General features: G+C 42.3%; 24 protein-coding genes. 9 read left to right on the forward strand and 15 right to left on the reverse strand.

What is annotated here, in order from left to right; genetic code table 11:
* Window positions 1-345: 345 nt before the first annotated feature.
* From V6259_RS04175 to V6259_RS04205, 7 genes are all read right to left on the reverse strand, one after another.
* Entirely contained in the window at window positions 346-951 is a 606-nt protein-coding gene (locus V6259_RS04175; RefSeq protein ID WP_341583433.1) for a sulfite oxidase heme-binding subunit YedZ, read from the reverse strand.
* A 1-nt stretch (window position 952) separates the two neighbouring features.
* Complete coding sequence (gene msrP, locus V6259_RS04180) at window positions 953-1942, reverse strand: protein-methionine-sulfoxide reductase catalytic subunit MsrP (protein WP_341583434.1); 990 nt, start codon at window positions 1940-1942, stop codon at window positions 953-955.
* Between the two features lie 115 nt (window positions 1943-2057).
* Complete coding sequence (pssA, locus tag V6259_RS04185; RefSeq protein WP_445928501.1) at window positions 2058-2798, reverse strand: CDP-diacylglycerol--serine O-phosphatidyltransferase; 741 nt, start codon at window positions 2796-2798, stop codon at window positions 2058-2060.
* A 68-nt stretch (window positions 2799-2866) separates the two neighbouring features.
* Complete coding sequence (gene hemL / locus V6259_RS04190) at window positions 2867-4150, reverse strand: glutamate-1-semialdehyde 2,1-aminomutase (protein ID WP_341583435.1); 1284 nt, start codon at window positions 4148-4150, stop codon at window positions 2867-2869.
* Window positions 4151-4177: 27 nt separating this feature from the next.
* On the reverse strand, window positions 4178-4600 hold the full coding sequence (gene hemJ / locus V6259_RS04195; RefSeq protein WP_240537047.1) for a protoporphyrinogen oxidase HemJ: 423 nt from the start codon (window positions 4598-4600) through the stop codon (window positions 4178-4180).
* Between the two features lie 2 nt (window positions 4601-4602).
* A complete protein-coding gene (locus V6259_RS04200; protein WP_341583438.1) occupies window positions 4603-6309 on the reverse strand; it encodes a chloride channel protein in 1707 nt (568 codons plus the stop codon).
* A gap of 100 nt (window positions 6310-6409) precedes the next feature.
* Complete coding sequence (locus V6259_RS04205; protein WP_341583439.1) at window positions 6410-6871, reverse strand: Lrp/AsnC family transcriptional regulator; 462 nt, start codon at window positions 6869-6871, stop codon at window positions 6410-6412.
* 115 nt (window positions 6872-6986) lie between these two features.
* Here V6259_RS04205 and yjeH point away from each other — a divergent pair, with 115 nt between their 5' ends.
* The 3 genes from yjeH (at window position 6987) to V6259_RS04220 (ending at window position 10052) form a co-directional block, all read left to right on the forward strand.
* Window positions 6987-8261 carry an L-methionine/branched-chain amino acid transporter gene (gene yjeH, locus V6259_RS04210; protein ID WP_341583440.1) on the forward strand — a complete coding sequence of 425 codons (1275 nt, stop codon included), beginning with the start codon at window positions 6987-6989 and terminating at the stop codon, window positions 8259-8261.
* A gap of 57 nt (window positions 8262-8318) precedes the next feature.
* Window positions 8319-8831, forward strand: coding sequence for an S-ribosylhomocysteine lyase (gene luxS / locus V6259_RS04215; RefSeq protein ID WP_341583441.1), 513 nt, complete (start codon window positions 8319-8321; stop codon window positions 8829-8831).
* 339 nt (window positions 8832-9170) lie between these two features.
* On the forward strand, window positions 9171-10052 hold the full coding sequence (locus tag V6259_RS04220) for a DMT family transporter (protein ID WP_341583442.1): 882 nt from the start codon (window positions 9171-9173) through the stop codon (window positions 10050-10052).
* Here the strand turns inward: V6259_RS04220 and V6259_RS04225 are convergent.
* The 3 genes from V6259_RS04225 to V6259_RS04235 all read right to left on the reverse strand — a co-directional run bounded on the left by V6259_RS04225 (window position 10049) and on the right by V6259_RS04235 (window position 12791).
* Window positions 10049-10495 (reverse strand): Lrp/AsnC family transcriptional regulator, encoded by a 447-nt coding sequence (locus V6259_RS04225; protein ID WP_133011884.1) that lies wholly within the window; start codon window positions 10493-10495, stop codon window positions 10049-10051. The genes V6259_RS04220 and V6259_RS04225 overlap by 4 nt on opposite strands.
* Window positions 10496-10585: 90 nt before the next feature.
* Window positions 10586-11077, reverse strand: a complete 492-nt coding sequence (ilvN, locus tag V6259_RS04230; RefSeq protein WP_133011885.1) for an acetolactate synthase small subunit — start codon at window positions 11075-11077, stop codon at window positions 10586-10588.
* Between the two features lies 1 nt (window position 11078).
* Window positions 11079-12791, reverse strand: coding sequence for an acetolactate synthase 3 large subunit (locus V6259_RS04235; RefSeq protein WP_133011886.1), 1713 nt, complete (start codon window positions 12789-12791; stop codon window positions 11079-11081).
* Window positions 12792-13220: 429 nt separating this feature from the next.
* On the opposite strand from V6259_RS04235, the gene V6259_RS04240 reads away from it, so the two are divergent.
* Entirely contained in the window at window positions 13221-13481 is a 261-nt protein-coding gene (locus V6259_RS04240) for a hypothetical protein (RefSeq protein WP_133011887.1), read from the forward strand.
* 65 nt (window positions 13482-13546) lie between these two features.
* Window positions 13547-14632 carry a tRNA epoxyqueuosine(34) reductase QueG gene (gene queG, locus V6259_RS04245; RefSeq protein ID WP_341583443.1) on the forward strand — a complete coding sequence of 362 codons (1086 nt, stop codon included), beginning with the start codon at window positions 13547-13549 and terminating at the stop codon, window positions 14630-14632.
* A gap of 59 nt (window positions 14633-14691) precedes the next feature.
* Here queG and V6259_RS04250 read toward each other — a convergent pair whose 3' ends face one another.
* Entirely contained in the window at window positions 14692-15555 is an 864-nt protein-coding gene (locus tag V6259_RS04250) for an acyl-CoA thioesterase (RefSeq protein ID WP_341583444.1), read from the reverse strand.
* Between the two features lie 193 nt (window positions 15556-15748).
* Between V6259_RS04250 and moaA the strand changes: the two genes are divergently transcribed.
* The 3 genes from moaA to V6259_RS04265 are packed head-to-tail and all read left to right on the forward strand — an operon-like array spanning window position 15749 to window position 18488.
* Window positions 15749-16738 carry a GTP 3',8-cyclase MoaA gene (gene moaA, locus V6259_RS04255; protein WP_133011890.1) on the forward strand — a complete coding sequence of 330 codons (990 nt, stop codon included), beginning with the start codon at window positions 15749-15751 and terminating at the stop codon, window positions 16736-16738.
* A gap of 13 nt (window positions 16739-16751) precedes the next feature.
* Window positions 16752-17291, forward strand: coding sequence for a molybdenum cofactor biosynthesis protein B (moaB, locus tag V6259_RS04260; protein ID WP_341583445.1), 540 nt, complete (start codon window positions 16752-16754; stop codon window positions 17289-17291).
* Between the two features lie 3 nt (window positions 17292-17294).
* On the forward strand, window positions 17295-18488 hold the full coding sequence (locus tag V6259_RS04265) for a molybdopterin molybdotransferase MoeA (protein ID WP_341583446.1): 1194 nt from the start codon (window positions 17295-17297) through the stop codon (window positions 18486-18488).
* A gap of 49 nt (window positions 18489-18537) precedes the next feature.
* Here V6259_RS04265 and V6259_RS04270 read toward each other — a convergent pair whose 3' ends face one another.
* Together V6259_RS04270 and serB are read right to left on the reverse strand one after the other, a co-directional pair.
* On the reverse strand, window positions 18538-19431 hold the full coding sequence (locus tag V6259_RS04270; protein WP_341583447.1) for a LysR family transcriptional regulator: 894 nt from the start codon (window positions 19429-19431) through the stop codon (window positions 18538-18540).
* A gap of 78 nt (window positions 19432-19509) precedes the next feature.
* On the reverse strand, window positions 19510-20427 hold the full coding sequence (gene serB, locus V6259_RS04275) for a phosphoserine phosphatase SerB (protein WP_341583448.1): 918 nt from the start codon (window positions 20425-20427) through the stop codon (window positions 19510-19512).
* A 146-nt stretch (window positions 20428-20573) separates the two neighbouring features.
* On the opposite strand from serB, the gene V6259_RS04280 reads away from it, so the two are divergent.
* The gene (locus V6259_RS04280; RefSeq protein ID WP_341583449.1) at window positions 20574-21992 is read left to right on the forward strand and encodes an AhpA/YtjB family protein; all 1419 of its coding nucleotides are present in this window, start codon (window positions 20574-20576) and stop codon (window positions 21990-21992) included.
* An 85-nt stretch (window positions 21993-22077) separates the two neighbouring features.
* On the opposite strand, the gene rpoS is transcribed toward V6259_RS04280, so the two are convergent.
* Both rpoS and V6259_RS04290 read right to left on the reverse strand, forming a co-directional pair.
* Window positions 22078-23076, reverse strand: coding sequence for an RNA polymerase sigma factor RpoS (rpoS, locus tag V6259_RS04285; RefSeq protein ID WP_341583450.1), 999 nt, complete (start codon window positions 23074-23076; stop codon window positions 22078-22080).
* Between the two features lie 28 nt (window positions 23077-23104).
* Complete coding sequence (locus tag V6259_RS04290) at window positions 23105-23881, reverse strand: peptidoglycan DD-metalloendopeptidase family protein (RefSeq protein ID WP_341583451.1); 777 nt, start codon at window positions 23879-23881, stop codon at window positions 23105-23107.
* Between the last annotated feature and the right edge of the window lie 67 nt (window positions 23882-23948).

The raw sequence follows: 23948 nt of genomic DNA on the forward strand, positions 1-23948 counted from the left end.
TCAGTTAAAGAACTTGCTCACTCAAATCGTATTACACTAACTATAACTTAATCGATTCGTCACCTAAGCAACAAACCAACATAAAGCGATTGCCGTGTAGACTCTCGTAAGACTTCAATTTTTTTGACCAACTACCTTCCGGTAAACCGAACGGCGATGATCTTCTGAAGACTCCAATGAGCGCCCACACAAATTATCTGATTATCTATTTTAAAGAGCGTCTGACGTATCGGTCGACTTACTTAGCAAGCTAAGTTGCAAACTGTTGTTTGCGTCGTTGTCCGTGTCAGTGGGTGCGTATAATACATCGTAAAAATTCTAGCGCAAGGGCTTTTTTAAAGTTTCTTAGCTTTTTTTGAAAAGACGCTTTATCAGTGGAAATTGATCCCATCGAACAGCCAGCAAAGGAACCAAAAATACCGTGAACCAAAGCGCTGTTGATGCATCACTTTTTACTTGCCACCATAGATGAGCTATCACGGCTAGCGCAGCCAGATAAATAAAGCGATGTAGTTTTTTCCAATTACGCCCTAACCGACGCATCATTTTTTTAGTACTGGTAATAGCCAATAAGAAGAAGATCAAAAGCGCCAGCACACCAGCATAAATATAAGGTTTATCAATGAGATCTGAGCTAATCCAAGACCAACTTAGCCCCGCAAATAATACGAGATAAATAACTAGGTGTAGCAGCGTATAAAAGAAAGCAGTTAGCCCTACAAAACGACGATAACGAGATAATACTTTTAGCGCTTTGATTTTTGCCAATGGCGTCAATGCTAATACTGAGACAACACACACACCAGCCCAAGAACCGCTTAACGGCATCAGTAATTTTCCAGGATCAGGAAAGTATCGCCCCATCAGCAAGGAAACAAACATCCAAACAAACGGCAACGTAAATACCAAGGCAACAATCGGCTTTTCTTTTCGATCCCAAAAAGTAGTCACACTAAAAGAACCTCTTCAAATCCATCCCAGAATATAAGCTGGCAACTTCATCTTCATAACCATTGAACATTTGTGTATCGATCACATTAGGAAACAGCAAGCCACCTGGCAAGCGGCGCTCTTGACCTTGAGACCAACGAGGATGATCTACATTCGGATTCACATTTGCATAGAACCCATACTCACTGGCTGCCAACGAACTCCACGTGGTTTGCGGCATAGTTTCAACAAAGCGTATTTTGACAATCGATTTGATACCTTTAAAACCGTATTTCCATGGTAAAACCAATCTTACGGGAGCACCATTTTGATTGGGCAAAATACTTCCGTACATACCTACAGCAAACATTGCTAAGGAGTTCATCGCCTCATCGATCCTTAACCCTTCCCGATAAGGCCAATCTAAACTGCCACCATTTTGTCCTGGCATTTGCGCAGGATCATAAAGAGTTTCGAAATATACATATTTGGCTTTTGAGGTTGGCTTAAAGCGCTTTAACACATCGCCCAATGACACCCCAACCCAAGGAATAACCATCGACCATGCTTCAACACAACGATGTCGATAAATTCGCTCTTCAAGTGCAGAGCTTTTAATGATGTCGTCTAAATCAAACGTTCCGGTATTTTCTGCTTCTCCCTCAACAGTAATTGTCCAAGGTCGAGTCCTAAAGTTACCCGCACGCTCAGCGGGATCTCCTTTTCCGTAACCAAACTCGTAAAAATTATTATAGGTTGTTGCGACATCGTAAGGCGCTGGAGTTTCATTCTTACCATATGGAGTTTGGATAATTTGACTAAACGCTTCTTTCAGCGGCGCTGGAGGCACTAGAGAATTTCCACTCTGCAGCCCTGCAAATACATTACCAGCGCCTACTCCAAGCACAACACCACCAGAGACTTTCATAAATTGGCGGCGGTTCAGGTAGATAGATTTAGGGGTGACATCTGATTCCGAACAATCAGATCGTTTCTTATTTTTAATCAACATCGCTAAGCTCCTCTAATAATGAAAAATAGACTTCCCTCTTGTGAACTAGTTCCTAAAAACGCAAAAAGGCCCAGTTTATTGCACAAACTGGACCTTTCGATACGCCGACTAGTAACTAACGGAATCTCTCAGACACAATCCCAAGCAACCCCCAAAGCCCATAAAGGCAAAAGACGCCCATCAGCACAATGGCTGGCTCTAGAGCAACGAAGACTAAAACTAACACAGCAATAAGTAACACAACAAAGGGTACCCGGCCTTTTACGTCTAAATCTTTAAAGCTGCGAAACTTAACATTACTCACCATCAACAAACCGGTGATAGGAACCAATAACGCCATCACAGTAGCAAGACTTATTCCTGTTACACCACTGTCATTGGCCGCCCAAATAACACTCGCAACAATCGCTGCCGCTGCAGGGCTAGGTAACCCAGTAAAGTAACGCTTGTCTTCAATACCTATCATGGTATTAAAGCGAGCTAAACGTAATGCTGCACCAACGGCGTAAATGAAAGCAGCAATCCAGCCAACTTTACCTAATGGTGCTAAGGCCCAAGTAAAAGCAACTAAGGCAGGCGCGATACCGAAAGACACCATGTCTGCAAGCGAATCGTATTCCGCACCAAATGCACTTTGTGTTCGTGTTAAACGAGCCACTCGTCCATCTAATCCGTCAAACACCATCGAGATAAAAATCGCTACCGCAGCATGAGTAAAATCACCATTCATTGCAGCGATAATAGAATAGAAACCAGAAAATAAGGCTGCTGTCGTAAACAGGTTCGGCAACAAATATACGCCTCGATGTGGCTGTTTTTGCTCACCATCCACCGCGTCATCCATATCCTCGTCCATCCCTTCTATAGGGCTTTTTTCCGTCTCTTCTACGGGCATATCAAATACCTTTTCAATCTTTTTCTTCATTATAGTAACTTTGCGAATGAACGTTTCGCAGCCTCAATAGTAAAGTCGATATCATCTTCTGTATGCGCTTGAGAAACAAATCCAGCCTCAAAAGCTGCAGGCGCGAAATACACACCCTCTTTCAACATATGATGAAAAAAAGCACCAAAACGTTCAATATCACACTTTTGCACATCGGCGAAACACGTCACTTTCTCTGCATCCGTAAAGAAGAAACCGAACATCCCCCCTTCATTTACCACACAAAAAGGAACACCGACTTCATCTGCAGCGGCCTTTAAACCAGCCACTAAGCGATTGGTTTTTTCCCCTAGCGTTTTATGAAAGCCTGGCTCACTAATTTTATTCAATACCGCAAGACCGGCCACCATAGCTACCGGATTACCAGACAATGTTCCCGCTTGATACACAGGACCTAAAGGAGAAATATGCGACATAATCTCTCGCTTACCACCAAAGGCACCAACAGGCATGCCTGCACCAATAATTTTCCCTAACGTGGTTAAATCTGGTGTAATGGAAAAGCGTTCTTGAGCACCACCTAGCGCCACTCGAAAGCCTGTCATTACCTCATCAAAGATAAGCACAGCGCCGGATTCATCACAAACCTCTCGAAGAGCCTCCAAGAACCCTGCAACGGGTGGAACACAGTTCATATTGCCAGCAATTGGCTCAACAATAATACAAGCAATTTGATCGCCCAACTCTGCAAAGCACTGCTTCACTTCTTCGATATTATTGTATTGCAAGGTAAGCGTAAGCTTTGCTAAATCGGCTGGCACACCTGGTGAATTTGGCACACCCAATGTCAATGCGCCTGAGCCAGCTTTCACCAACAAAGAGTCTGAATGACCATGATAACAACCTTCAAACTTGACGATTTTATCGCGACCGGTATAACCACGCGCCAAACGAATCGCACTCATGGTGGCTTCAGTACCTGAGTTCACCATACGAACCATGTCCATAGAAGGAACCAGTTCACAGACCTTTTCAGCCATGGTGATTTCAACTTCTGTTGGCGCACCAAAGCTTAAACCTAGCTCTAATTGCGCGCGCACGGCATCTAGAACATCTGGATGCGAGTGACCTAAAATCATCGGCCCCCATGATCCGACATAATCTATATAGCGCTTTTTATCTTCATCAAAAAGGTAAGCCCCTTCTCCTTTATGAAAAAAGACAGGAGTTCCACCGACACCATTAAATGCTCTTACTGGGGAGTTAACGCCACCAGGAATACGGTGCTGTGCTCTTGCGTATAAATCTTCTGAACGACTCATAATATATCTCGACTCTACAAATCAAAGTTAAAAAGGTTTAACAATCACTAAAATAACAATAGCGATGAGAATGATGACTGGGAATTCGTTAAACCAACGATAAAAAACATGCCCTCGTGTATTTTGATCTGCGGCGAACTTTTTCAACAAACGCCCACAGGCATGATGGTAACCTAATAAAATAATAACTAAGGTGATTTTAGCGTGAAACCATGCCGCTCCCATATAATAAGAGGGATTGTAAGTTACCAACCAAACACCGAAAACAATTGTCGCAACCGCTGCGGGGGTCATAATACCCCGATATAATTTGCGCTCCATGATTTTAAAACGCTCAATACTCGCTTGGTCTGTGCTGCTTGCATGATAAACAAACAACCTAGGAAGATAAAAAAGTGCTGCAAACCAACACACTAAAGAAATCACATGGAACGCTTTTATCCACAACATAATCAACTATCCTTTAATAAAAATTGATCTAACCGACGACGAGATACTAAACATATTTTACCTGCCCTCTTGAGATCCACCAACACATCCGAACTGCCCGATATTTGAAACCAAGCTAACATATCTTCTAATGAGGCAGGCTCAGAAATAAAAGGGGATTGCTCACAATCTAATGCTTTCAACAAATCCATTAATACCCGATCATCATCGACAACTAGCCATGGTGGAGGACCAAAATTAATAGATTGCAGTGCGTCTAACACAGATTCCCGACGCGCTAACAACCAACGATCCTCAGATTGAAAAGCCACGTATTCTACCATACTTGAACCAAGATCCTTTAGTCGCTCCATAGAAGCATGAGCAGGAACAATGGTCACAGGTTCCGCCACGGATTGTACCGTATGATGTCGCAAGTAACGTTGAAAAGGACTTGGTGACGAAGATAACCCAGAAAAACGTAAACGCTGAACAAACGCAGAATCTTGTTTGAATAACCTCATAATCAAACACGACAAAACAATAACTAACATCGCAGGAACAATAACTTCAGAAGTGTGCGTCATTTCAATAATGGCGATCAGAGCAGTTAGTGGTGCCTGAAAACAAACCGCCATCATCGCTGACATACCTAATAAGATAAACAGCGTCATTTCATGTTCATAGGTCAGAGAGCTATTGAAAAGGAAAGCCACCTGAGCGCCAGCCAAGCCACCTATAACAAAGGTAGGTCCAATCATGCCTCCGGGAATACCTAAACCAATAGACGCAGATGTTAGCAGCGTTTTTACAACGATGATTACAAGCAGTGAACTTACAAGCACCTGCCCTGATAAAAGTGAAACAATCGAGTCATAGCCACCACCCAACGCTTCCGGCACATAAATAGCGGCAATAGAAGTAGCCAGCGCAACCAAAGCAAAGCGCCACCATACGGAAAGACTTCCTTGGCTCCACAATACTTTTTGTACTTTCAGAAAAAGAAAAGCGAGCATTACAATGAAGAGAACTAAAGCGAGGCAGGCCAAGAAAAACTCTGGTGTAAATTGCGCCGTTGATAATTTGGCAATATCAAAAACTTCAATACGGCCCAACAAAAACTCACTCACCAGCATGCCAACAACAGAAGACATAACAACCGGCAGTACAATCCCCATACGGTATTCAATAAAAATCACTTCAAAAGCAAACAAAACCCCTGCCAAAGGCGTTTGAAACGCAGCAGCAATCGCACCAGAAACCCCACAGGCCAACAAAGTTTCAACACCGTACTGAGGTAAACGGGCTTTTTGAGCAAGATAACTTCCGAAAGTAGCCCCAAGATGAACGGCAGGACCTTCTTTACCAATAGACAAACCGCCAACCAAGCTAATCGCAGCAGTAAAGAATTGTGTTACCGCATTTGCAAAAGGCAACACACCTTGATGATAATTCAAACGCTCAACAACAAAAGGAATACCCACATTATTTATTTTAGCGGGCAATACAGTAAAAATGGTCGCAAGAATAAAGCAGGCGACCACAGGGATAGTGGCACGCTGCCACACCGCCAAACTTTCAAATGCTTCACCGCCACCAGCCATAAAAAAATGACTTGATGTAACAATCAACCAATACAGCAAAGCCATTACCAAGGCAGCAAGCAAACCACATACAGCACCGAGTATGGCTAAGACAAACAAATCATCATTTGAGCGCCTTTGCTTCAACCATTTTTCCTTTAAATTTAATTCACTCAGAGCGGAACCTCACTTTCAAAACAATAAATTTTCAGGCTATTTAAGATGTTTTATCATCCATTAATAATTATCAAAAGCGCTCGAGTCGAGAGGATAAGCACATATGAGTGACAATCTTTTCTAGATTTGGCCATTGATCCATAGCACCACGAATTTCACTTAATCTAGACATACTAGGCGCATCAACCAGTAACAGTAGATCGACATCACCGCTAATTGAATGGGCAAGTTTTATCTCTGGAACAGCGTTGATATATGGTTGTATTAATTCACAAGATAACGGTCGAAAGGTAACTGCAAAATACGCACTTACTGCCTGCTCAGTGTTATGAGCAATATGGGCATGGTAACCCGTAATATAGCCTTTCTCTTCCATACGTTTTATTCTGTCCGTTACAGCAGATCTAGAAAGATTCACCTTGCGTGCGATGTCAGAAACAGACTGCCGTGCATCTTCCACTAATAATGCGGCTATTTTTTTATCGTATTTATCCAGTTGCATATTGCCTTCTTCATTACATAAAAACGCCACAGATTGCGCTTACAACAAGCACTTTGACAGCCTAAAACCTCATTGTGCTAGGTATGCACAACAACAGAATATCGTATTCTATCCAAAATTGGCCCACATTATCAGGATTAACTCAATGGAATACCAGCGTACATTAGGACCTATACAAGGCATAGCAATGACAGTCACTACCTTTGTCGGCACTGGGCTAATGTTACTGCCTGCTTTATCTGTTAGCCAATCCAGTAATTTTGCGATTTATGCCTGGCTCATTACCACCGCTATTATACTCCCAGTGGCGTTTGTCTTTGCACTTTTAGGTAGCCGCTTCCCTTCTGCGGGAGGTGCTTCTCATTACATTGGAAGAGCATTTGGGAAGAGCGCTGAAAAGGCCGTTGGCTGGCTCTTTCTTAGTATTTTATTGGTTGGCCCAGCTGTAGCGGTAAAAATAGCAGCCGCTTATCTTGCTGTTGCGCTTAACCTTTCGCAAAATTATGTTTTTATACTCAGCATAATCACAATTTTAGCGACCGCTTTTTACGCATTAGCTGGAATAAAAAATTCCTCGCACTTTCAATTTATTGTCGTCATTGGGCTAATCGTCGTCATTCTCCTTTTATCATGGAAGGGCAACATTGGTGGAGCAACCGAAAATATCGAAATACCTACATCATGGACAGAATGGCAAACGACCTTCCTTGCCGTTGGGACTATTTTTTGGTGCTTCATCGGTATTGAAGTAATGGCTCATATGGGCGCTGAATTCAAAAACCCAGCCCGAGATTTCCCCATCGCATTATTGGGCGGCATAAGCATTGTAATTGCTCTGTATCTCGCACTCGTTCTGTTAATTACTCAACATCATACTTATGGTGATGAGATCACTAATAGCCAATCATTAGCTCTTTTAGTTGGAATCATTTTTGGCGAAAATTCAAAAAGACTATTTGCAGTGGGTGCTTTTATACTCGCTTTTGCCAACACTGGAATGTACCTACTCGGTTTTGCACGCATGGTGCAATCCATGTCTTCACACGGTGCATTACCTCAAACCTTTTCAAGACTATCAAAGCATGGAACGCCAGTGCGCGCTGTCTACCTAGTGACAAGTTTAACACTAGGCTCTATTTTACTCGGCCACTTCTCTGGCTGGTCATTACATTGGTTTATAGAAATGACTAACGGTGCTTTTTTACTCATCTATACACTCACCTGCTTCACTTCCCTAAAACTCCTTCCAAACCAACAGAAATGGTTAGGAGCTACCGCCTTTGCAACCTGCTTACTAATGACTATTTTCGTTGGCATGAGCATGCTTTTTGCTTTCTGTATTTTTACTATTGCCCTTTGCTTTGAGTGCTACAAGAATAAGAAAAACCTCATTCCGAAACATGAAATTCATGTACAATGAGCCGATTAATTCATATATAAAAGACGTTAACGCTTTTATAGTACAAGGAGACAACAGATGCCATTACTAGACAGTTTTCGAGTTGACCACACACGCATGGACGCACCAGCCGTTCGTGTTGCAAAATCCATGGCGACACCAAAAGGTGACGACATCACTGTTTTTGACTTACGTTTTTGCGTACCAAATGAAGAAATTCTTTCAGAAACAGGTATCCATACATTGGAACACTTGTTCGCTGGCTTCATGCGCAATCACCTAAACAGTGACAGTGTAGAAATTATAGACATTTCTCCAATGGGTTGTCGTACGGGGTTTTACATGAGCTTAGTTGGAACACCAACAGAAGACACAGTAGCGGCTTCTTGGAAAGCGGCGATGACTGACGTATTAGCAGTAAAAGCGAAGGAAGACATTCCTGAGCTAAACGAATACCAATGCGGCACATACGAAATGCACTCTCTAGAAGAAGCGAAGAAAATCGCCCAAATGATTCTAGACCGTGATGTGAAAGTAAACTCTAACGAAGAGCTTTACCTGAGCGAAGAATTCTTAAAAGAACACAGCTAATGCCAGGCTTGCTCAAGCAAGTGGATTATTAGCCTAATAAAAACGGAGCATCATGCTCCGTTTTTTATTTCTATCTGCTATTAAATTCGAGATTCTGCTGCCAGAAAGGCGCTTAACACCACACACCTTGCCACGATTTATATACACCCAAGCCTAGAAATTGAATCTAGCACACTTAGAAACAGGCTACTTATTACGCAATCGAATAAAACAATGTAAAAACAAGATATTACTTTAAAATTCAAAGTCAAAAGGCAAAAAAACCATTCTTTCCTGCTGTTGATAAAAACGTAAGGTCCGTAAAATTCCTCCAGCAAACTAAGATACTAAAGGATAGTTATGTCTATTTCTCATCTGTTTTTATGGACCACTGCAGCAATTTGGGGATTCGCTTTTGTCGCTCAAAGCGTCGGAATGCAGAACCTCGGCCCTTATAGCTTTAATGCTGCACGCTTTACTCTAGCCGCGCTGTCGATGCTACCACTGGTTTATATTTTTGACAGGCACAGAGTTTCGGATCTCAGACTCACATTAAAAGCAGCCGCAATGACAGGCTTAGTCTTATTTTGTGGGGCTACATTACAGCAGATAGGCCTACTTTATACGACAACAGCCAACGCGGGATTCATCACTACTATGTATATGCTATTTGTCCCCATTATTGGTTTATTTTTAAAACACACCATTAGCCGTAAAACATGGATAGGCATATTATTATCCTTAGTGGGTTTATACACATTAACGGTGGGCCCTAATTTATCCATACAATATGGCGACTCTCTAGAGTTATTAGGCGCTATTTTCTGGGCGGGACACGTTCTTATTGTAGGTTTCTATTCACGAAAGATTCCGATCGTTAGCTTTTCTGTCGTTCAATTGGTCGTGGTCGCTATATTATCTTGGATAATGTCATTAACGACCGAACAACCCTCCTGGCAAGCGATTGAAAACAGTTGGCTACCCTTGCTTTATGCCGGTATTGCTTCTTCTGCAATCGCTTACACTTTGCAAGCCATTGGTCAGAAAAATGTCGCCCCAAGTTCCGCTGCTCTTATTTTATCCACAGAGGCTGTGTTTGCTGCTCTCGGTGGATGGTTATTTATGGAGGAAACCTTGTCACAAAGAGAGTTAATGGGGTGTGCGCTTGTCTTTTTCGGCATGATCATCAGCCAGTGGCCTCGCAAACCTTCAGTAAATAAAGCCACTCCTGTGGCGAGTTAATCCTGCTGGGCGATATTCAATGGCATGGTTCGGTCAACGGGCTGCGACATTATCATCATGGTATTGGTATCGCTCAAATCAATTAAACGCTCAAGCAAAGCATCGAGTTTAGACATAGACTTCACTCCGACTTTTAGCATAAAAGCGTATGGTCCTGTCACGTTATAGCACTCAATCACCTCATCCACTTCCATAATAAGCGCCTTAAACTCGCGCTCCTTGGTTCGATAAACCTGACAACCTATTAAAGCAGTAATTGGAATACCGGCTTTTTCTAAGTTTACCTGTACACCATACCCAGTTATCACCCCCAGCTCTTCTAACTTTCGTACACGCTCCGCAACAGCGGGTGCTGAGAGATGCACTAATTTCGCCAGCTCGGCATAAGTCAAACGGCCGTTTTGCGAAAGCAATGTAAGTAATTTCCAATTAATTTTATCCAAGCCCATCCCCTTGCCACTATATGTTAATCAGTCTTCCACAAAAAAGGCCACACCTAAGCGCAGCCTTTTTTTATCACTCTATGGCTAATATCACAAAGACAAGGTCTTCTCGCCTCGAGCTACACCAGAAACACCAGTACGAACAACCTCAAGAAGATGAGCACCACCTAACGCTTGAAGGAAGCCATCTAACTTATCGGATTCACCCACAATCTGCACTGTGTAGATAGAAGGCGTCATATCAATGATATTTCCACGGAAAATATCCACTGTACGCTTCACTTCTGCACGTTGAGCGCCTGTTGCACGCACTTTAACAAGCATCAATTCACGTTCGATGTGCTGGCCTTCCGTTAAATCAACCAGCTTAATGACATCAATCAGCTTGTTAAGCTGTTTTGTAATTTGCTCTACCACCTGATCAGAACCAAACGTAGTCAAGGTCAAACGAGACAAAGTTGCATCATCGGTTGCCGCTACGTTTAATGACTCGATGTTAAAGTTTCGCTGTGAAAACAAACCTACAACACGTGACAAAGCACCAGGTTCGTTTTCCATTAATACAGAAATAATATGTCTCATGTTAGGTACGCTCCGTTTTACTCAAGAACATATCGCGCATAGAGCCACGAGGCACTTGCATCGGATAAACGTGCTCTTCTGGATCCACATGACAATTAATGAAGACCAATTGATCTTTCATTGCAAAAGCTTCTTCCATCTTGGCATCAAGCTCATCTTTACTGCGAATTTCAACATATTTGTGACGATATGCATCCATCAACAATTTAAAGTCAGGCAAAGATTCCATATAAGAACTAGAGTAACGACCTTCGTAGTTCATGTCTTGCCACTGACGAACCATACCAAGATAACCGTTATTCAAACACAAGATCTTAACGGGCAAACCGTATTGCAAGCAGGTCGAAAGTTCTTGAATATTCATCTGAATACTACCTTCACCTGTGACACATACAACGGTCTCTTCAGGGAAGCTCAACTTAACACCCATCGCCGCTGGCAAACCAAATCCCATTGTGCCAAGACCACCGGAGTTAACCCAACGGTTAGGCTTATCAAATTTATAGTATTGCGCGGTAAACATTTGATGTTGACCAACATCGGAGGCGACATAAGCATCTCCTTTTGTTGCACGCCAGCACGCTTCAACAGCCGCTTGCGGTTTGATCTTCTCACTAGAAGTGTCGTAATGCCCTGCATGAACAAGACGCCACTCTTCTATTTGTTTCCACCAATTACCTACCGCCTCTACATTAGAACTTGCCCCTTCTATAAGCGACAGCATTTCTTCTAATACTTGATCAACAGGCCCAACAATTGGCACATCAGATCGAATCGTTTTTGAGATAGCGGCTGGATCAATGTCAATATGAACGATTTTTGCACTTGGACAAAATTTATCAGGATCATTCGTTACACGATCATCAAAACGCGCCCCTATCGCTAAAATCAAATCACTATGATGCATTGTCATGTTTGCTTCATAAGCACCGTGCATGCCTAACATACCGACAAATTGACGATCAGTACCAGGGTAAGAACCCAGTCCCATCAAGGTATTAGTCACTGGGAAATTAAGCGACTTAGCCAGTGTTGTCAGCAAATCGGACGCACCGCCTAAGATAACACCACCGCCGGCATATATAACGGGGCGTTTAGCCGCAAGCATTAAATCAACGGCTTTTTTAATTTGACCGCTATGCCCTTTTGCTGGTGGCGTATAAGAACGTAAAGACACTGATTCAGGGTACTTATACTCAAATTTCTCACTCGGCATCGTCATATTTTTTGGAATATCAACGACGACAGGACCCGGACGACCCGTACTGGCAATGTAATAGGCCTTTTTGAGAACCATTGGAATTTCAGAAGGGTGCTTAATCGTAAAGCTGTGTTTCACAATCGGCCGAGAGACACCAATCATATCGGTTTCTTGGAACGCATCTTCACCAATCAGATAGCTCGGCACCTGACCGCAAATCACGACCATAGGAATAGAGTCCATATACGCCGTTGCAATACCCGTTACCGTGTTCGTCGCACCTGGACCAGAAGTCACAAGAACGGTACCTGCTTTACCTGTTGCACGTGCATAGCCATCGGCCATGTGTGTTGCAGCTTGCTCATGCCTAACCAAGATATGCTTTACATCAGATTGACGATGCAAGGCATCGTAAATATGAAGAACGGCACCACCTGGATAACCATAGATATACTCAACCCCCTCATCTTTGAGAAAGCGGGCGATCATTTCACCACCGGATAATAACTCCACCTTGTTACCCTCTATAGTATTTATCTGTCTGCTAGTTTTGTGCAGTCATTGTAACCGCATACGCTAAGCAGATAAAAGTTGATAGAACGAAGTTTGCAAAACTAATGAGGAAACCTGAAACAAAGGAAAACTCAAACGCAATAAATCGCAGTGTTAACACTGCCCGCGTTTTTTCGCGAGGAAAATACAATACAACGAAAATCTAGTCGTATTCTATCTGTGCTTATCAGAATTAAATCTGACTGGTGGGGCTGATGGCCCACATATAAGGACGTATTCGGCATGGGTAGCGCCGAAAATTACTGATCTAGCATTCTCGCAATCAGACCAAAAACTGTCAACCAAAACTCTCAATTTTGTAGGATAAAACTTGCTCTGATGCACACTTCGTGGTGTTATAGCGAGATAATTTGATTAGGAGTTTTACCCATGGCGAATGAGCTCAACCAACAGCGTATTATTGATGAATTTCTACGCTGCTTTCGTAAAATGTTGATGGATCCAGAACTAGCAGGAGAGTTGGTTCGCATCGCAAAAGAAAATATCAGTGAACCCAATGCCTATCAACGCATTGCCGAAGAAGTGTCTAATCAGACTACACTTAAAATCCAAGAAGAGCATACAGAAGCAGATCGCATGTTTATCAAACTGCTAATGGACGTCGTAAAGGGCGATTCACAACTGTACTGATTTATTCTTCAACTAGGTGCCTGTTGCTACAGGTATCTAGTTAGACCATCACTCTGGTAATACTTTTGCTTCCTCCTTCTCTTTCAGATCCTCAGAGCCTAACAGCGCTGGTAAGCGACATAAAATCATGGGCGCTTGATTTTGGCTTTGCGGAAGCGCGCATCGTCGAGCCTGACCTTGAGCAATATCGCGACGACTTCAATAACTGGCTCGCAAAAGACTATCATGCGGGTATGGATTATCTTGCCAACCACGGTGACATCCGCTTTCAGCCTGAAAAACTTCACCCTGGCACCCGCCGAGTCATTTCTTTGCGCATGCATTATTTGCCGCAGTCAGTGGCCACAGTCGAGCGCCTTAAAACCAAAGACAAAGCGTACATCGCACGTTATGCACTGGGTCGTGACTATCACAAACTGATCCGTAAACGCTTAACCCAACTGGCAAAAAAGATAGAAGAACAGGTTGGCGAGCATGGCTACCGTGCCTTTGTCGACAGCGCTCCTGTATTAGAACGCCAAGTAGCCGAACAAGCGGGCATGGGTTGGATTGGCAAAAACACCCTACTACTTACGCCAAAAGCCGGCAGCTGGTTTTTATTAGGTGAAATTTTCACCAACTTACCTCTTCCCGTTGATCCACCGACAACGACGCGTCATTGTGGCAGCTGTGATGCTTGCCTGACTCAGTGCCCAACCGATGCGTTTGTCGAGCCTTGGGTGTTAGACGCAGGTAAATGTATTTCGTATCTCACTATTGAACACAAGGGTGCCATTCCTGTTGAACTAAGATCTAAAATGGGGAACCGTATTTTTGGCTGTGATGATTGCCAGCTGGTTTGCCCATGGACAAAGTTTGCTAAACACACCACGGAACAAGACTTTCAACCAAGACATAATCTAGACTCGGAAGATCTCGTTAGTTTATTTTTGTGGGATGAAGCCACTTTTTTAAGCAATACCGAAGGCTCACCTATACGCCGTACAGGGTATGAAAATTGGCGCAGAAACATCGCCGTAGCACTAGGCAATGCTCCTACAGAAGAGGCTATTATAAAGGCATTGGAAGGTTCTAAAAATTCAACTTCTGAGCTAGTAAACGAACATGTTCGCTGGGCATTAGAGCAACACAATCACTCTAACCCCCTCTAGGATTCGCCATAAACGCGTTAGCAGCACGAAGCGATGCGATTACATTTGAAACAATGTGACTACATTTTTTTGTTATAACGAAGCAATCCTTCTTGCGCAGTAGACGCCACCAGCTCACCAGACAGATTAAATATCTGCCCTCTCACGAAGCCTCGAGAATGGCTTGTTGATGGAGAATCAGCAACGTACAAAAGCCACTCATCTAACCGAAAAGCCCGATGAAACCAGATAGAGTGATCTAAGCTAGCAACATTTAAATAAGGGTTACCAATAGAAATACCATGTGGCATTAATGCCGTTTCTAAAAAACCATAATCTGTCGTATAAGCTAACATAGACTGATGGATCAAAGGTTCATCAGGCAGCACATCAACACTTCGAATCCACATATGTCGCTTCGCAATACCTGGACGAGGTCTGAATGGGTTTTGATTTTCAACAATTCGATATTCTATAGGGCGATCTGCAACGAATAGCTCTCTGACTTTTTGTGGAATCTCTCCAGCATGCTCTTGGTAAAGACTTAACTCTGATTTGAACGACTCAGGCCCCGGCACATTCGGCATCACTTCTTGATGATCAAAACCGCTCTCTTCTATTTGAAAAGAGATAGTCATCACAAGAATACTTTTTCCAAATTGTGAGGCTGTCACGCGACGCACACTAAAACTTCCACCATCACGAACCACCTCTACATCGTATTCAATAGGATGATTAGAATCCCCTGGACGAAGAAAGTAACAATGTAATGAATGTGGGTGTCTTGCCTCAACCGTTTGGGTCGCAGCACTCAAACTTTGACCAACAACTTGACCACCAAATACTTTAGGGAAGCCAATATCTTGACTTCGGCCTATAAATTTAGTGCTTGATAGACGCTCAAGTCTCAAGAGGTCGATTAGGTTGTGTACTACTTTCTTCATTTTTAGGCCTTCTTAAATGTTATATCGACAGTTATGTAAATGAACGATAGACGAATTTAGCTATAATTATGCAGTTATCTAGGAACCTAGTCACTCTATGACTTATAAACTCTCGTAACCCCGTTTAGATTTTGCCAAACGTCCGTTTTTTTGTTTTGATGGACACTCACTTAAAAAGGTAATTTTCTGAGCAATGTCATCTTTAATTGATCCATACGATCGTAAAATCGACTATCTTCGCATTTCTGTTACAGACAAGTGTGACTTTCGTTGCACCTATTGCATGGATGAAGACGTTACCTTTTTACCAAAAAATCAAATTCTGTCTTTAGAAGAAATCGTTCTGGTGGCCAAAACATTCATTTCAATGGGCACCAAGCGAATTAGAATCACTGGTGGTGAACCACTAGTCCGTAAAAATTTGCTATGGGCATTAGAGCAAATTGCAAACGAACCAGGGCTCGAAGAGCTGACTATTACCACGAATGGCTCTCAGCTCTACAAAATGGCAAACGACCTTCTAAACGTAGGTGTCTCTCGAATCAACATCAGCTTAGACACGCTAAAAGCTGACCGATTCTATGCGTTAACTCGACGAGACAAGTTCCAACAAGTCATGGATGGCATTGACAAAGCTGTCGCATTAAATTTTAAAAGACTGAAAATAAACAGTGTTATGCTCAAACATCACAACGATGATGAATTACATCACCTAGCTCAATTTGCACTAGATCGCGAGATGGACATTAGCTTTATTGAAGAAATGCCATTAGGGATAATAACAGACCATGATCGAGCCGCCGCTTATCTTTCAAGCGACGAAGTAATTGAACGCCTTTCATCTACGTTCCTCTTAACTGAAAGCCAACAAGTTACTAGCGGCCCAACTCGTTACTACGATGCACAAGGCTATAGAAATAAAATTGGGGTCATTTCACCTCACAGCCATAATTTTTGCGATACTTGCAATCGAGTGAGATTAACCGCTGAAGGCCGATTACTTCTTTGTCTAGGTAACGAACATTCAAAAGATCTTAAACCTTTTTTACGAGCGCCATTACAGCAGTCATTATCGCTAGAAGAAGGCATTATTGAAGCACTGGCTTTAAAACCTCTTAAGCACCACTTTAATCTTGAAGAAGCTCCTCAAATACTTCGCTTCATGAGCGCGACTGGGGGCTAAATAAGGAACACTAATGAGCAAAATTCCAACACCCTTTAGACCCTTACAAATTAGCGTATTGACCGTATCAGATACTCGATCACTCGCAGAAGACACATCAGGTGATGCTCTAGTCACCAAATTAACCACCGCAGGCCATTTTCTTTATGAACGAGAGCTGGTAAAAGATGATGTTTATGCCATGCGCGCAGTCGTGTCAAAATGGATAGCGGACAATGAAAATCATGTCGTCTTGATCACAGGAGGAACAGGTTTTTACTCTCGTGACAGCACTCCTGAAGCGATGATTCCACTTTTTGATAAGCAAATTGATGGTTTTGGTGAGCTATTTAGACAAATATCCTATGAAGAAATCGGCACCTCCACCATTCAATCTCGAGCGGTAGCTGGACTAGCGAATAACACGTTAATTTTTTGCCTTCCTGGCTCAACAGGTGCTTGCCGTACCGCTTGGAACGGCATATTAAAAGAGCAATTAGATGCCACTCATCGCCCTTGCAACTTCGTCGAACTACTTCTCGGCGCGTATGAACCTAAGTTGCACGAGGTATAAAATATGTCTGAATTACTGCCCTTTGAAGACGCTCTAAAAGCCATTGATAATATTCAGGACATCCTAGTTGGCATCGAAGAAATTGCAGTGAACAATGCATTAGGCCGCATTGTCTCAGAAGACATTATTGCGCGCTCTTTTGTCCCTCCACATGACAACAGTGCAATGGATGGCTATGCTTTTTGCCTCGCTGATTGGAGTAAAGACAAAGTATTTCAGATCAGTCAGCGCATTCCTGCAGGCAGTTCACCCGCACCTTTGCAAAAAGGCACTTGTGCTCGCATTTTTACAGGTGCCAACATCCCAAATGACGCCGATACCGTGATTATGCAAGAGGAAGCAACGCTTCATGAAAAAGGCGTTTCTTTTCAAAAAGCCCCCACAGTAAAAAGTAATATCCGCCCAAAAGGACAGGACATTACGAATGGGGACGTTATCATTAAAAAAGGCACAAAGATCACGCCAATGCACATTGGATTACTCTCAAGCTTAGGTAATACGCAAGTCAGCGTTTTCGAGCTTCTAAAAGTTGGAATCCTAACCACTGGCGATGAACTAATCCTCCCTGGGAACACATTAGAAGAAGGCCAAATATTCAATTCAAATGGGCCCATGCTTGAAGCTTTAGTTAACCAAGCAGGCTACCAAGTGTCGCAATGTCTTCATGCAAAAGATACTCCTGAAGAAACAGAATATGCTATTAACACCCTCTTAACATGCAGCGATGTTATCGTGTCTTCTGGTGGAGTTTCCGTAGGCGAAGAGGATCATGTAAAGGCTATATTGGAAAAACTTGGCAAAGTACATCTTTGGAAAATTGCGATTAAACCTGGAAAACCCTTAGTTCATGCATCACTTGGCAACACGCCATTCTTAGGACTTCCTGGAAACCCGAGCTCTACCTTGGTGACTTTTCACTGGTTTGCACGTCGCCTACTAGCTCGCTGTGCGGGCCAAACTAGGTTATTAGATGTATCTTATCTCGTTGATGCGGGGTTTAGCCGCACTACAACAATCAAACGAGATGAGTTTTTGCGAGTATCTCTTGGAGCGGATGGTCTTGCATACGCTCATCCTCAGCAAAGCTCTGGGGCTCTTATGGCCGCCTGTGAAAGCCAAGGCTACCTTCGTATCAAAGCGCACAGCACAATTGAATACGGTTGCTCCTACCCTTTCTACCCTTTCACTGGCTTCTAACCATTAGTTTTGCAGAAACTCTTTTCATATAGTCTAGCTAGACACGCTTTTATTCACTTTCTTCCTCAATAAAAGCGTGTCTTAATAACCCTCGAAACCATTGATGCGCAGGGTCATGCTGAAACCTTTCATGCCAAATCATAGAATAATCAAAGGAACGACTAGAGAAAGGCAACTCATAAAGTGCCAGCCCTGAAGCGGTCGCCACCATGTCTTCAGCAAACAATCGTGGCACTGTCAGTAACAAATCACTGTCCATCACGACCCTTGCTGCTGGCACAAACGTCGGTAACTGAACAGTAACATGGCGTTTATGACCCAATTTATCTAGCTCTTTATCTACCGCAAAATAAGCTCGTCGACCTAATACGACTTGCACATGATTTGATTGTAGATAATTTTCTAATGTAAGCTTACCTTGAATATTAGGGTGATCTTTTCGAGCTAAGCAAACCATATAATCACTTTTCAAGCGCATTGCCCGAATGCCACCCGGCGGTTCTTTAGACAACACCGCCACCGCTAAATCCACATCCATGTGATCTAATTCATTGGCAGTTTCTTCATCCCACGCTTTCACGTCCAGTATCGCGTTTGGCGCGGCTCGCTGAAAACAATCCAACATTTTTGGCAACACGGTTAAGGTGCCAAAATCCGTTGTAGAAAGGACAAAACGCCGCTTACTAGTAAGCGGTTTAAATTCGCTGGGCTGAATTAAACTTTCCAACCCCTTAAGCATATCTATTAATAGCGGCGTTAATGACTGTGTCTTTTTTGTCGGAGATAGACCATGTGACGTACGAACAAATAAAGGATCATCAAAAATATCCCTAAGCCTGGAAAGCGAACGACTGACAGCCGGCTGCGACACGTCAAGCCGGGCCGCGGCTTTTGTAACGTTCAATTCTTCAATAAGAACTCGAAATATATATAATAAGTTCAAGTCTATATCTGACAATCTTATCTCAGACAAATGCCCACTCCAGCTAGTGAATCTAACGACATTACGTCGTAGTACAGATTACGCAACGATGTCACGAATTTGTACAGAAGAAAGTCCTAACAAATACAAAATACCATCCAATCCTAAATTATTCATTGGACATGGCGACTTCTCTCTTACTAGTGGCTTAGCATGCAAAGCCACGCCTAGTGCTGCTTTATTAAGCATCAGAAGGTCATTAGCACCATCGCCACAAGCAATTGTTTGCCCCCAACTTACTCCGGTATTAGTCACAATTTCAGACAACAAAAGCTGCTTACGCTCAGCATCTACAATTGGTCCAATATGCTTGCCTGTTAAATGTCCAGATTCAATTTCAAGTACGTTTGCATGCACTTCCGTGATTCCATATTGACCCTGTACACGATCTGCAAAATACGTAAAACCACCAGATAGTATAGCCGTATGCCAGCCAAAGTGATGTAAGACTTTCATCAAAGTTTCGATGCCATCCATGTGGACAATACGCTGGTAAACTCCATCCATTAAATCGCTACTTAGGCCGTCTAATAAAGAAAGTCGCTGAACAAAACTCTCAACAAAATCAATTTCTCCGCGCATTGCGCTTGCAGTTACCGCTGAAATTTGTTCACCAATGCCTGCTTCTACGGCTAATTCATCCATCACTTCAGCTTTAATAAGTGTTGAATCCATATCAAATACAGCGACTCCTTTTTGATACAGGTTTGGAGATGTAGACTGATAAATATGGTCGATTTTTGTTTCATCCGAAAGAACCAAAAGAGCTTTTTTCATCGGCTCTAATTGCTTATCAGAAAATGGTTGACTTAATGTCACCCGAACAACATCGTTAGCATCTAACTCATCTGTCAAAGTTTGAAAAACACCTTCTAAAGAATGGTCATTCAACCACGCCCTAAACTGACTAAGGTATGGCGCACTCAAAGAGCCAATTAAAGTAATGCTGGCAGACATAAAAACTCCTAATACATTGATCGCGCTACTATAGCAAATCACTTTGTAGAAACTAAGTATTGCTTGTACTTTAAAGAATTAAGAAAAACACCGATACGATGTGTATACTTTAGCGATTATTTTACGGGTGAGTCTGAAGGACGTAAATGGAGACGAACATTAAAACCAACAAACTAGCGCTTTTTCTAAAGAAAAAGCTCACGGCATCTATTATAACTATCACGGTTTTTATGACCTTGATGATACTTACTGTTAGCCTTATTTGGTTTACCATGACACAAGCCTTGGGCAACTATTTAAACCAACAAACAGATGTATTAGGCAGTAGCTTAGCCACTCAAGCCGCATTCAATGCGACGCAGTCTATTCTAACTAATGATTTATTAAGCCTAAATGTGCTACTTAACCGCCTTGTGGTTGATGATAATATTTTAAGTGCTCGTGTTTATAACAAGAAAGATGAATTACTCGCTGAAGCCGATAGCGGCAATTCTGATGTCTCTAAAACGGTTGACTTAAGGCCCTCAGATAAGCATCGAGTATATAGCTCTAGCATTCGTTTTCGAGATGATGTTGTTGGTCACGTATTGATCACACTTGATCGAACACCGACACAATCAACACTTAAACATCTGAATAATCTATTAATTGGCGTCTCTATCTTTATTTGTGCAGTGACTCTATTGCTCGTTGTCCTTTTAACGCGCTGGCTCTTCTCCCCAATAAATCAAGCAACAGATGTTCTAAAAGACCTAGCCAAAGGACACCTAGACAGTCAGCTTCCAAGCCCTCTATTCAAAGAAGGAAGAAGCCTCTGCCAATCTATTCAAGAGCTTCAAGCGCTTGATTGGCCAAAAATAGAAAAACCACCAATAGAAGAGAAAACGAATCCAGAGATTACAACAAAAACTCAAATAGAAATTGATTTTGATAAGATTTTTGAAGAATCCAATAAGCGCAGCTGCTTATTGTATTTTGACATATTGAATCTAGAGAACTGGCACGACGAAATGACACCGCTGCAGGTTGCTAACTTACTAACGCCAATTTATCGCGCTATTTTTCAATCTAGTGAAGCATTCATGGGGCAAGTTCATCAATATGATAACGACTCTGTGGTCATCTTTTTTAGTGCGCAAACCAGTCAAGACAACTTATATATCAATGCCATAAGTGCCGCTCAGCTATTTCTAGGGCTTGTAGAGCAGTTATTAGACAATGATCTGTATCATGACGCCCCATCATTAAACTTCCACCTTGGACTGCATAAGGGAGGCCCTGAAATCACAGACATGATGCTCAACAACGAATTTGATATACAACGAATTCAAGCACTATTAGAGCAAGCTTCTCATCTTAGCCAATCACAAAGCCAAAATAAGTTAGTCATTAGTGATGCTATTTTCACATTGAATGATATACAAAACCGCGTCTTTACTAGCCTACCAGAGGTCATCGAAATAGAAGGTGAAGAAATACTTGCCTACGAAGTAAAAGGTATTGCGGATAAATATCAAGATAAAGTAAATCAAAAAATATTAGACATGAGTAAAGGCGACATTTAGTAGTTACTGAATTAGCAATAAGACAAAGACAAAAACAACAAAGCCAGCTGATTGCTGGCTTTGTTGTTTATTGGTCAAAAAAGAGCTAACTATCGAATCGAATCACATCATCTAAAGAAAGACCTTGTCTATCCATCATCATTCTTAACTTACGTAAAGCCTCTACCTGAATTTGCCTAACACGCTCACGAGTTAAACCAATTTCAGCACCAACGCCCTCTAATGTACTAGCTTCATGACCACGCAAACCAAAACGACGTATTATCACTTCACATTGTTTCTCATTGAGCTCACATAGCCAGCCTTCAATACTCTGAAGCACATCACCGTCTTGACGATCTTCTTCTGGACCTTGCTGATGAGTGTCTGCCAGTATTTCCACCAAACTTTTGTCACTATCAGCACCACCGATAGGTGAATCAATCGAGCGAACTCGTTCATTCAAACCCAGCATCTTTTGGACATCTGCTACAGGCCGATCAAGCATTTCTGCAATTTCTTCCGCATTTGCCTCATGATCAAGTTTCTTAGTGAGTTCGCGTGCTGCTCTAAGGTAGACGTTAAGTTCTTTAACGACGTGTATCGGTAAACGAATGGTTCGAGTCTGATTCATAATGGCTCGTTCAATAGTCTGACGAATCCACCATGTGGCGTAAGTTGAGAATCGAAAACCGCGCTCTGGATCAAACTTTTCTACCGCTCGAATTAATCCTAAGTTGCCCTCTTCAATAAGGTCTAACAAAGATAAGCCGCGATTCAAATATCGACGTGAAAACTTCACCACCAATCGTAGATTGCTTTCAATCATTCGTTTACGCGCTTTTTCATCACCTTTTAATGCAAGCCTAGCAAAATGCACTTCTTCCTGGGCTGAGAGCAAAGGAGAAAAACCAATTTCACTCAAATACAACTGAGTAACATCTAAAACTTTTCCATTGTCTTCTGCGGCGTATCTCGCATGAACAGCAGACTCGAACTCTTCATTAATGGAGTCTTCAATTTCATTGTCATCAACTATATCCAAATCGTAATTTGACGCATCTGGAATTTGCTTTGCTGTATTATTCATATTAATTGCTTTCATATTCCCTCCTTGTCCCCAGCTATTTTTATTATTTTCGGGGGAGCACTTTGAGCGGATCAATTGGTTGGCCATCGCGACGTACTTCAAAATGAAGCAATGACTTCTCACTTCCCTTACCACCGATTACAGCCAATGCATCTCCTGCACGAACTTTTTGCTGCTCCTTAACCAAAATCCTTTGGTTATATGCGTAAGCGCTTAAATAAACATCGTTATGTTTCACTATTACCAAATTACCATAACCAATTAAACCACTACCGGCATAAACAACAGTTCCATCTGCGGCGGCTTTTACTAAATTGCCTTTTTGACCTTTAATGTCTATACCTTTACTACTAACCCCATCGTTTGAAAAGCCCTTCACCACGGGACCATCAATTGGCCAGTGCCAAGATGAGACTTTTTCAGAATTATTTGACGACGAGTCCGAAGCAATGACTGGTGCAATTTTTTTCTTTTGAAGCTGTATATCAGAAGCCGTTTTTGAAACAACTTTTACTCTAGGCGTAGGTTTTGAAGCGACTGATCTGACTCTTTTTGTAACAGTTTCTCGCTTATTTTTTAACCAAATTTTTTGCTTCGGATAGATAGTATACGGTGAACTTATTCTATTTAATTTAGCCACTTCTCGATAATCAAGACCATAGCTAAATGCGATAGAAAACAATGTCTCACCTCTTTTAACTCGATGATAACCAGAAGAAGGAACTGAGGAAACACTGGCATTATTAGAGTTGTAGGACTGACCATTTTTGTCTGGAAAGTTAATGACCTGATAAGAACAACCAGAAATAAAAAGGCACATCGACGCTACCAACATAAAAAGCCATGATGGAGATAGCGGAAATACCTTTTTAAATGCAAATTTATTG

Source organism: Marinomonas sp. TI.3.20 (assembly GCF_038155025.1).
In the GTDB taxonomy this organism is placed as follows: Bacteria; Pseudomonadota; Gammaproteobacteria; order Pseudomonadales; family Marinomonadaceae; genus Marinomonas; species Marinomonas flavescens.

Coding starts and splice junctions, on each gene's coding strand:
- msrP (WP_341583434.1), bottom strand. CDS start 1,942: ATGTTGATTAAAAATAAGAAACGATCTGATTGTTCGGAATCAGATGTC.
- pssA (WP_445928501.1), bottom strand. CDS start 2,798: ATGGACGAGGATATGGATGACGCGGTGGATGGTGAGCAAAAACAGCCA.
- hemL (WP_341583435.1), bottom strand. CDS start 4,150: ATGAGTCGTTCAGAAGATTTATACGCAAGAGCACAGCACCGTATTCCT.
- hemJ (WP_240537047.1), bottom strand. CDS start 4,600: ATGTTGTGGATAAAAGCGTTCCATGTGATTTCTTTAGTGTGTTGGTTT.
- yjeH (WP_341583440.1), top strand. CDS start 6,987: ATGGAATACCAGCGTACATTAGGACCTATACAAGGCATAGCAATGACA.
- luxS (WP_341583441.1), top strand. CDS start 8,319: ATGCCATTACTAGACAGTTTTCGAGTTGACCACACACGCATGGACGCA.
- V6259_RS04220 (WP_341583442.1), top strand. CDS start 9,171: ATGTCTATTTCTCATCTGTTTTTATGGACCACTGCAGCAATTTGGGGA.
- ilvN (WP_133011885.1), bottom strand. CDS start 11,077: ATGAGACATATTATTTCTGTATTAATGGAAAACGAACCTGGTGCTTTG.
- V6259_RS04240 (WP_133011887.1), top strand. CDS start 13,221: ATGGCGAATGAGCTCAACCAACAGCGTATTATTGATGAATTTCTACGC.
- V6259_RS04250 (WP_341583444.1), bottom strand. CDS start 15,555: ATGAAGAAAGTAGTACACAACCTAATCGACCTCTTGAGACTTGAGCGT.
- moaA (WP_133011890.1), top strand. CDS start 15,749: ATGTCATCTTTAATTGATCCATACGATCGTAAAATCGACTATCTTCGC.
- moaB (WP_341583445.1), top strand. CDS start 16,752: ATGAGCAAAATTCCAACACCCTTTAGACCCTTACAAATTAGCGTATTG.
- V6259_RS04265 (WP_341583446.1), top strand. CDS start 17,295: ATGTCTGAATTACTGCCCTTTGAAGACGCTCTAAAAGCCATTGATAAT.
- serB (WP_341583448.1), bottom strand. CDS start 20,427: ATGTCTGCCAGCATTACTTTAATTGGCTCTTTGAGTGCGCCATACCTT.
- V6259_RS04280 (WP_341583449.1), top strand. CDS start 20,574: ATGGAGACGAACATTAAAACCAACAAACTAGCGCTTTTTCTAAAGAAA.
- rpoS (WP_341583450.1), bottom strand. CDS start 23,076: ATGAAAGCAATTAATATGAATAATACAGCAAAGCAAATTCCAGATGCG.
- V6259_RS04290 (WP_341583451.1), bottom strand. CDS start 23,881: ATGTGCCTTTTTATTTCTGGTTGTTCTTATCAGGTCATTAACTTTCCA.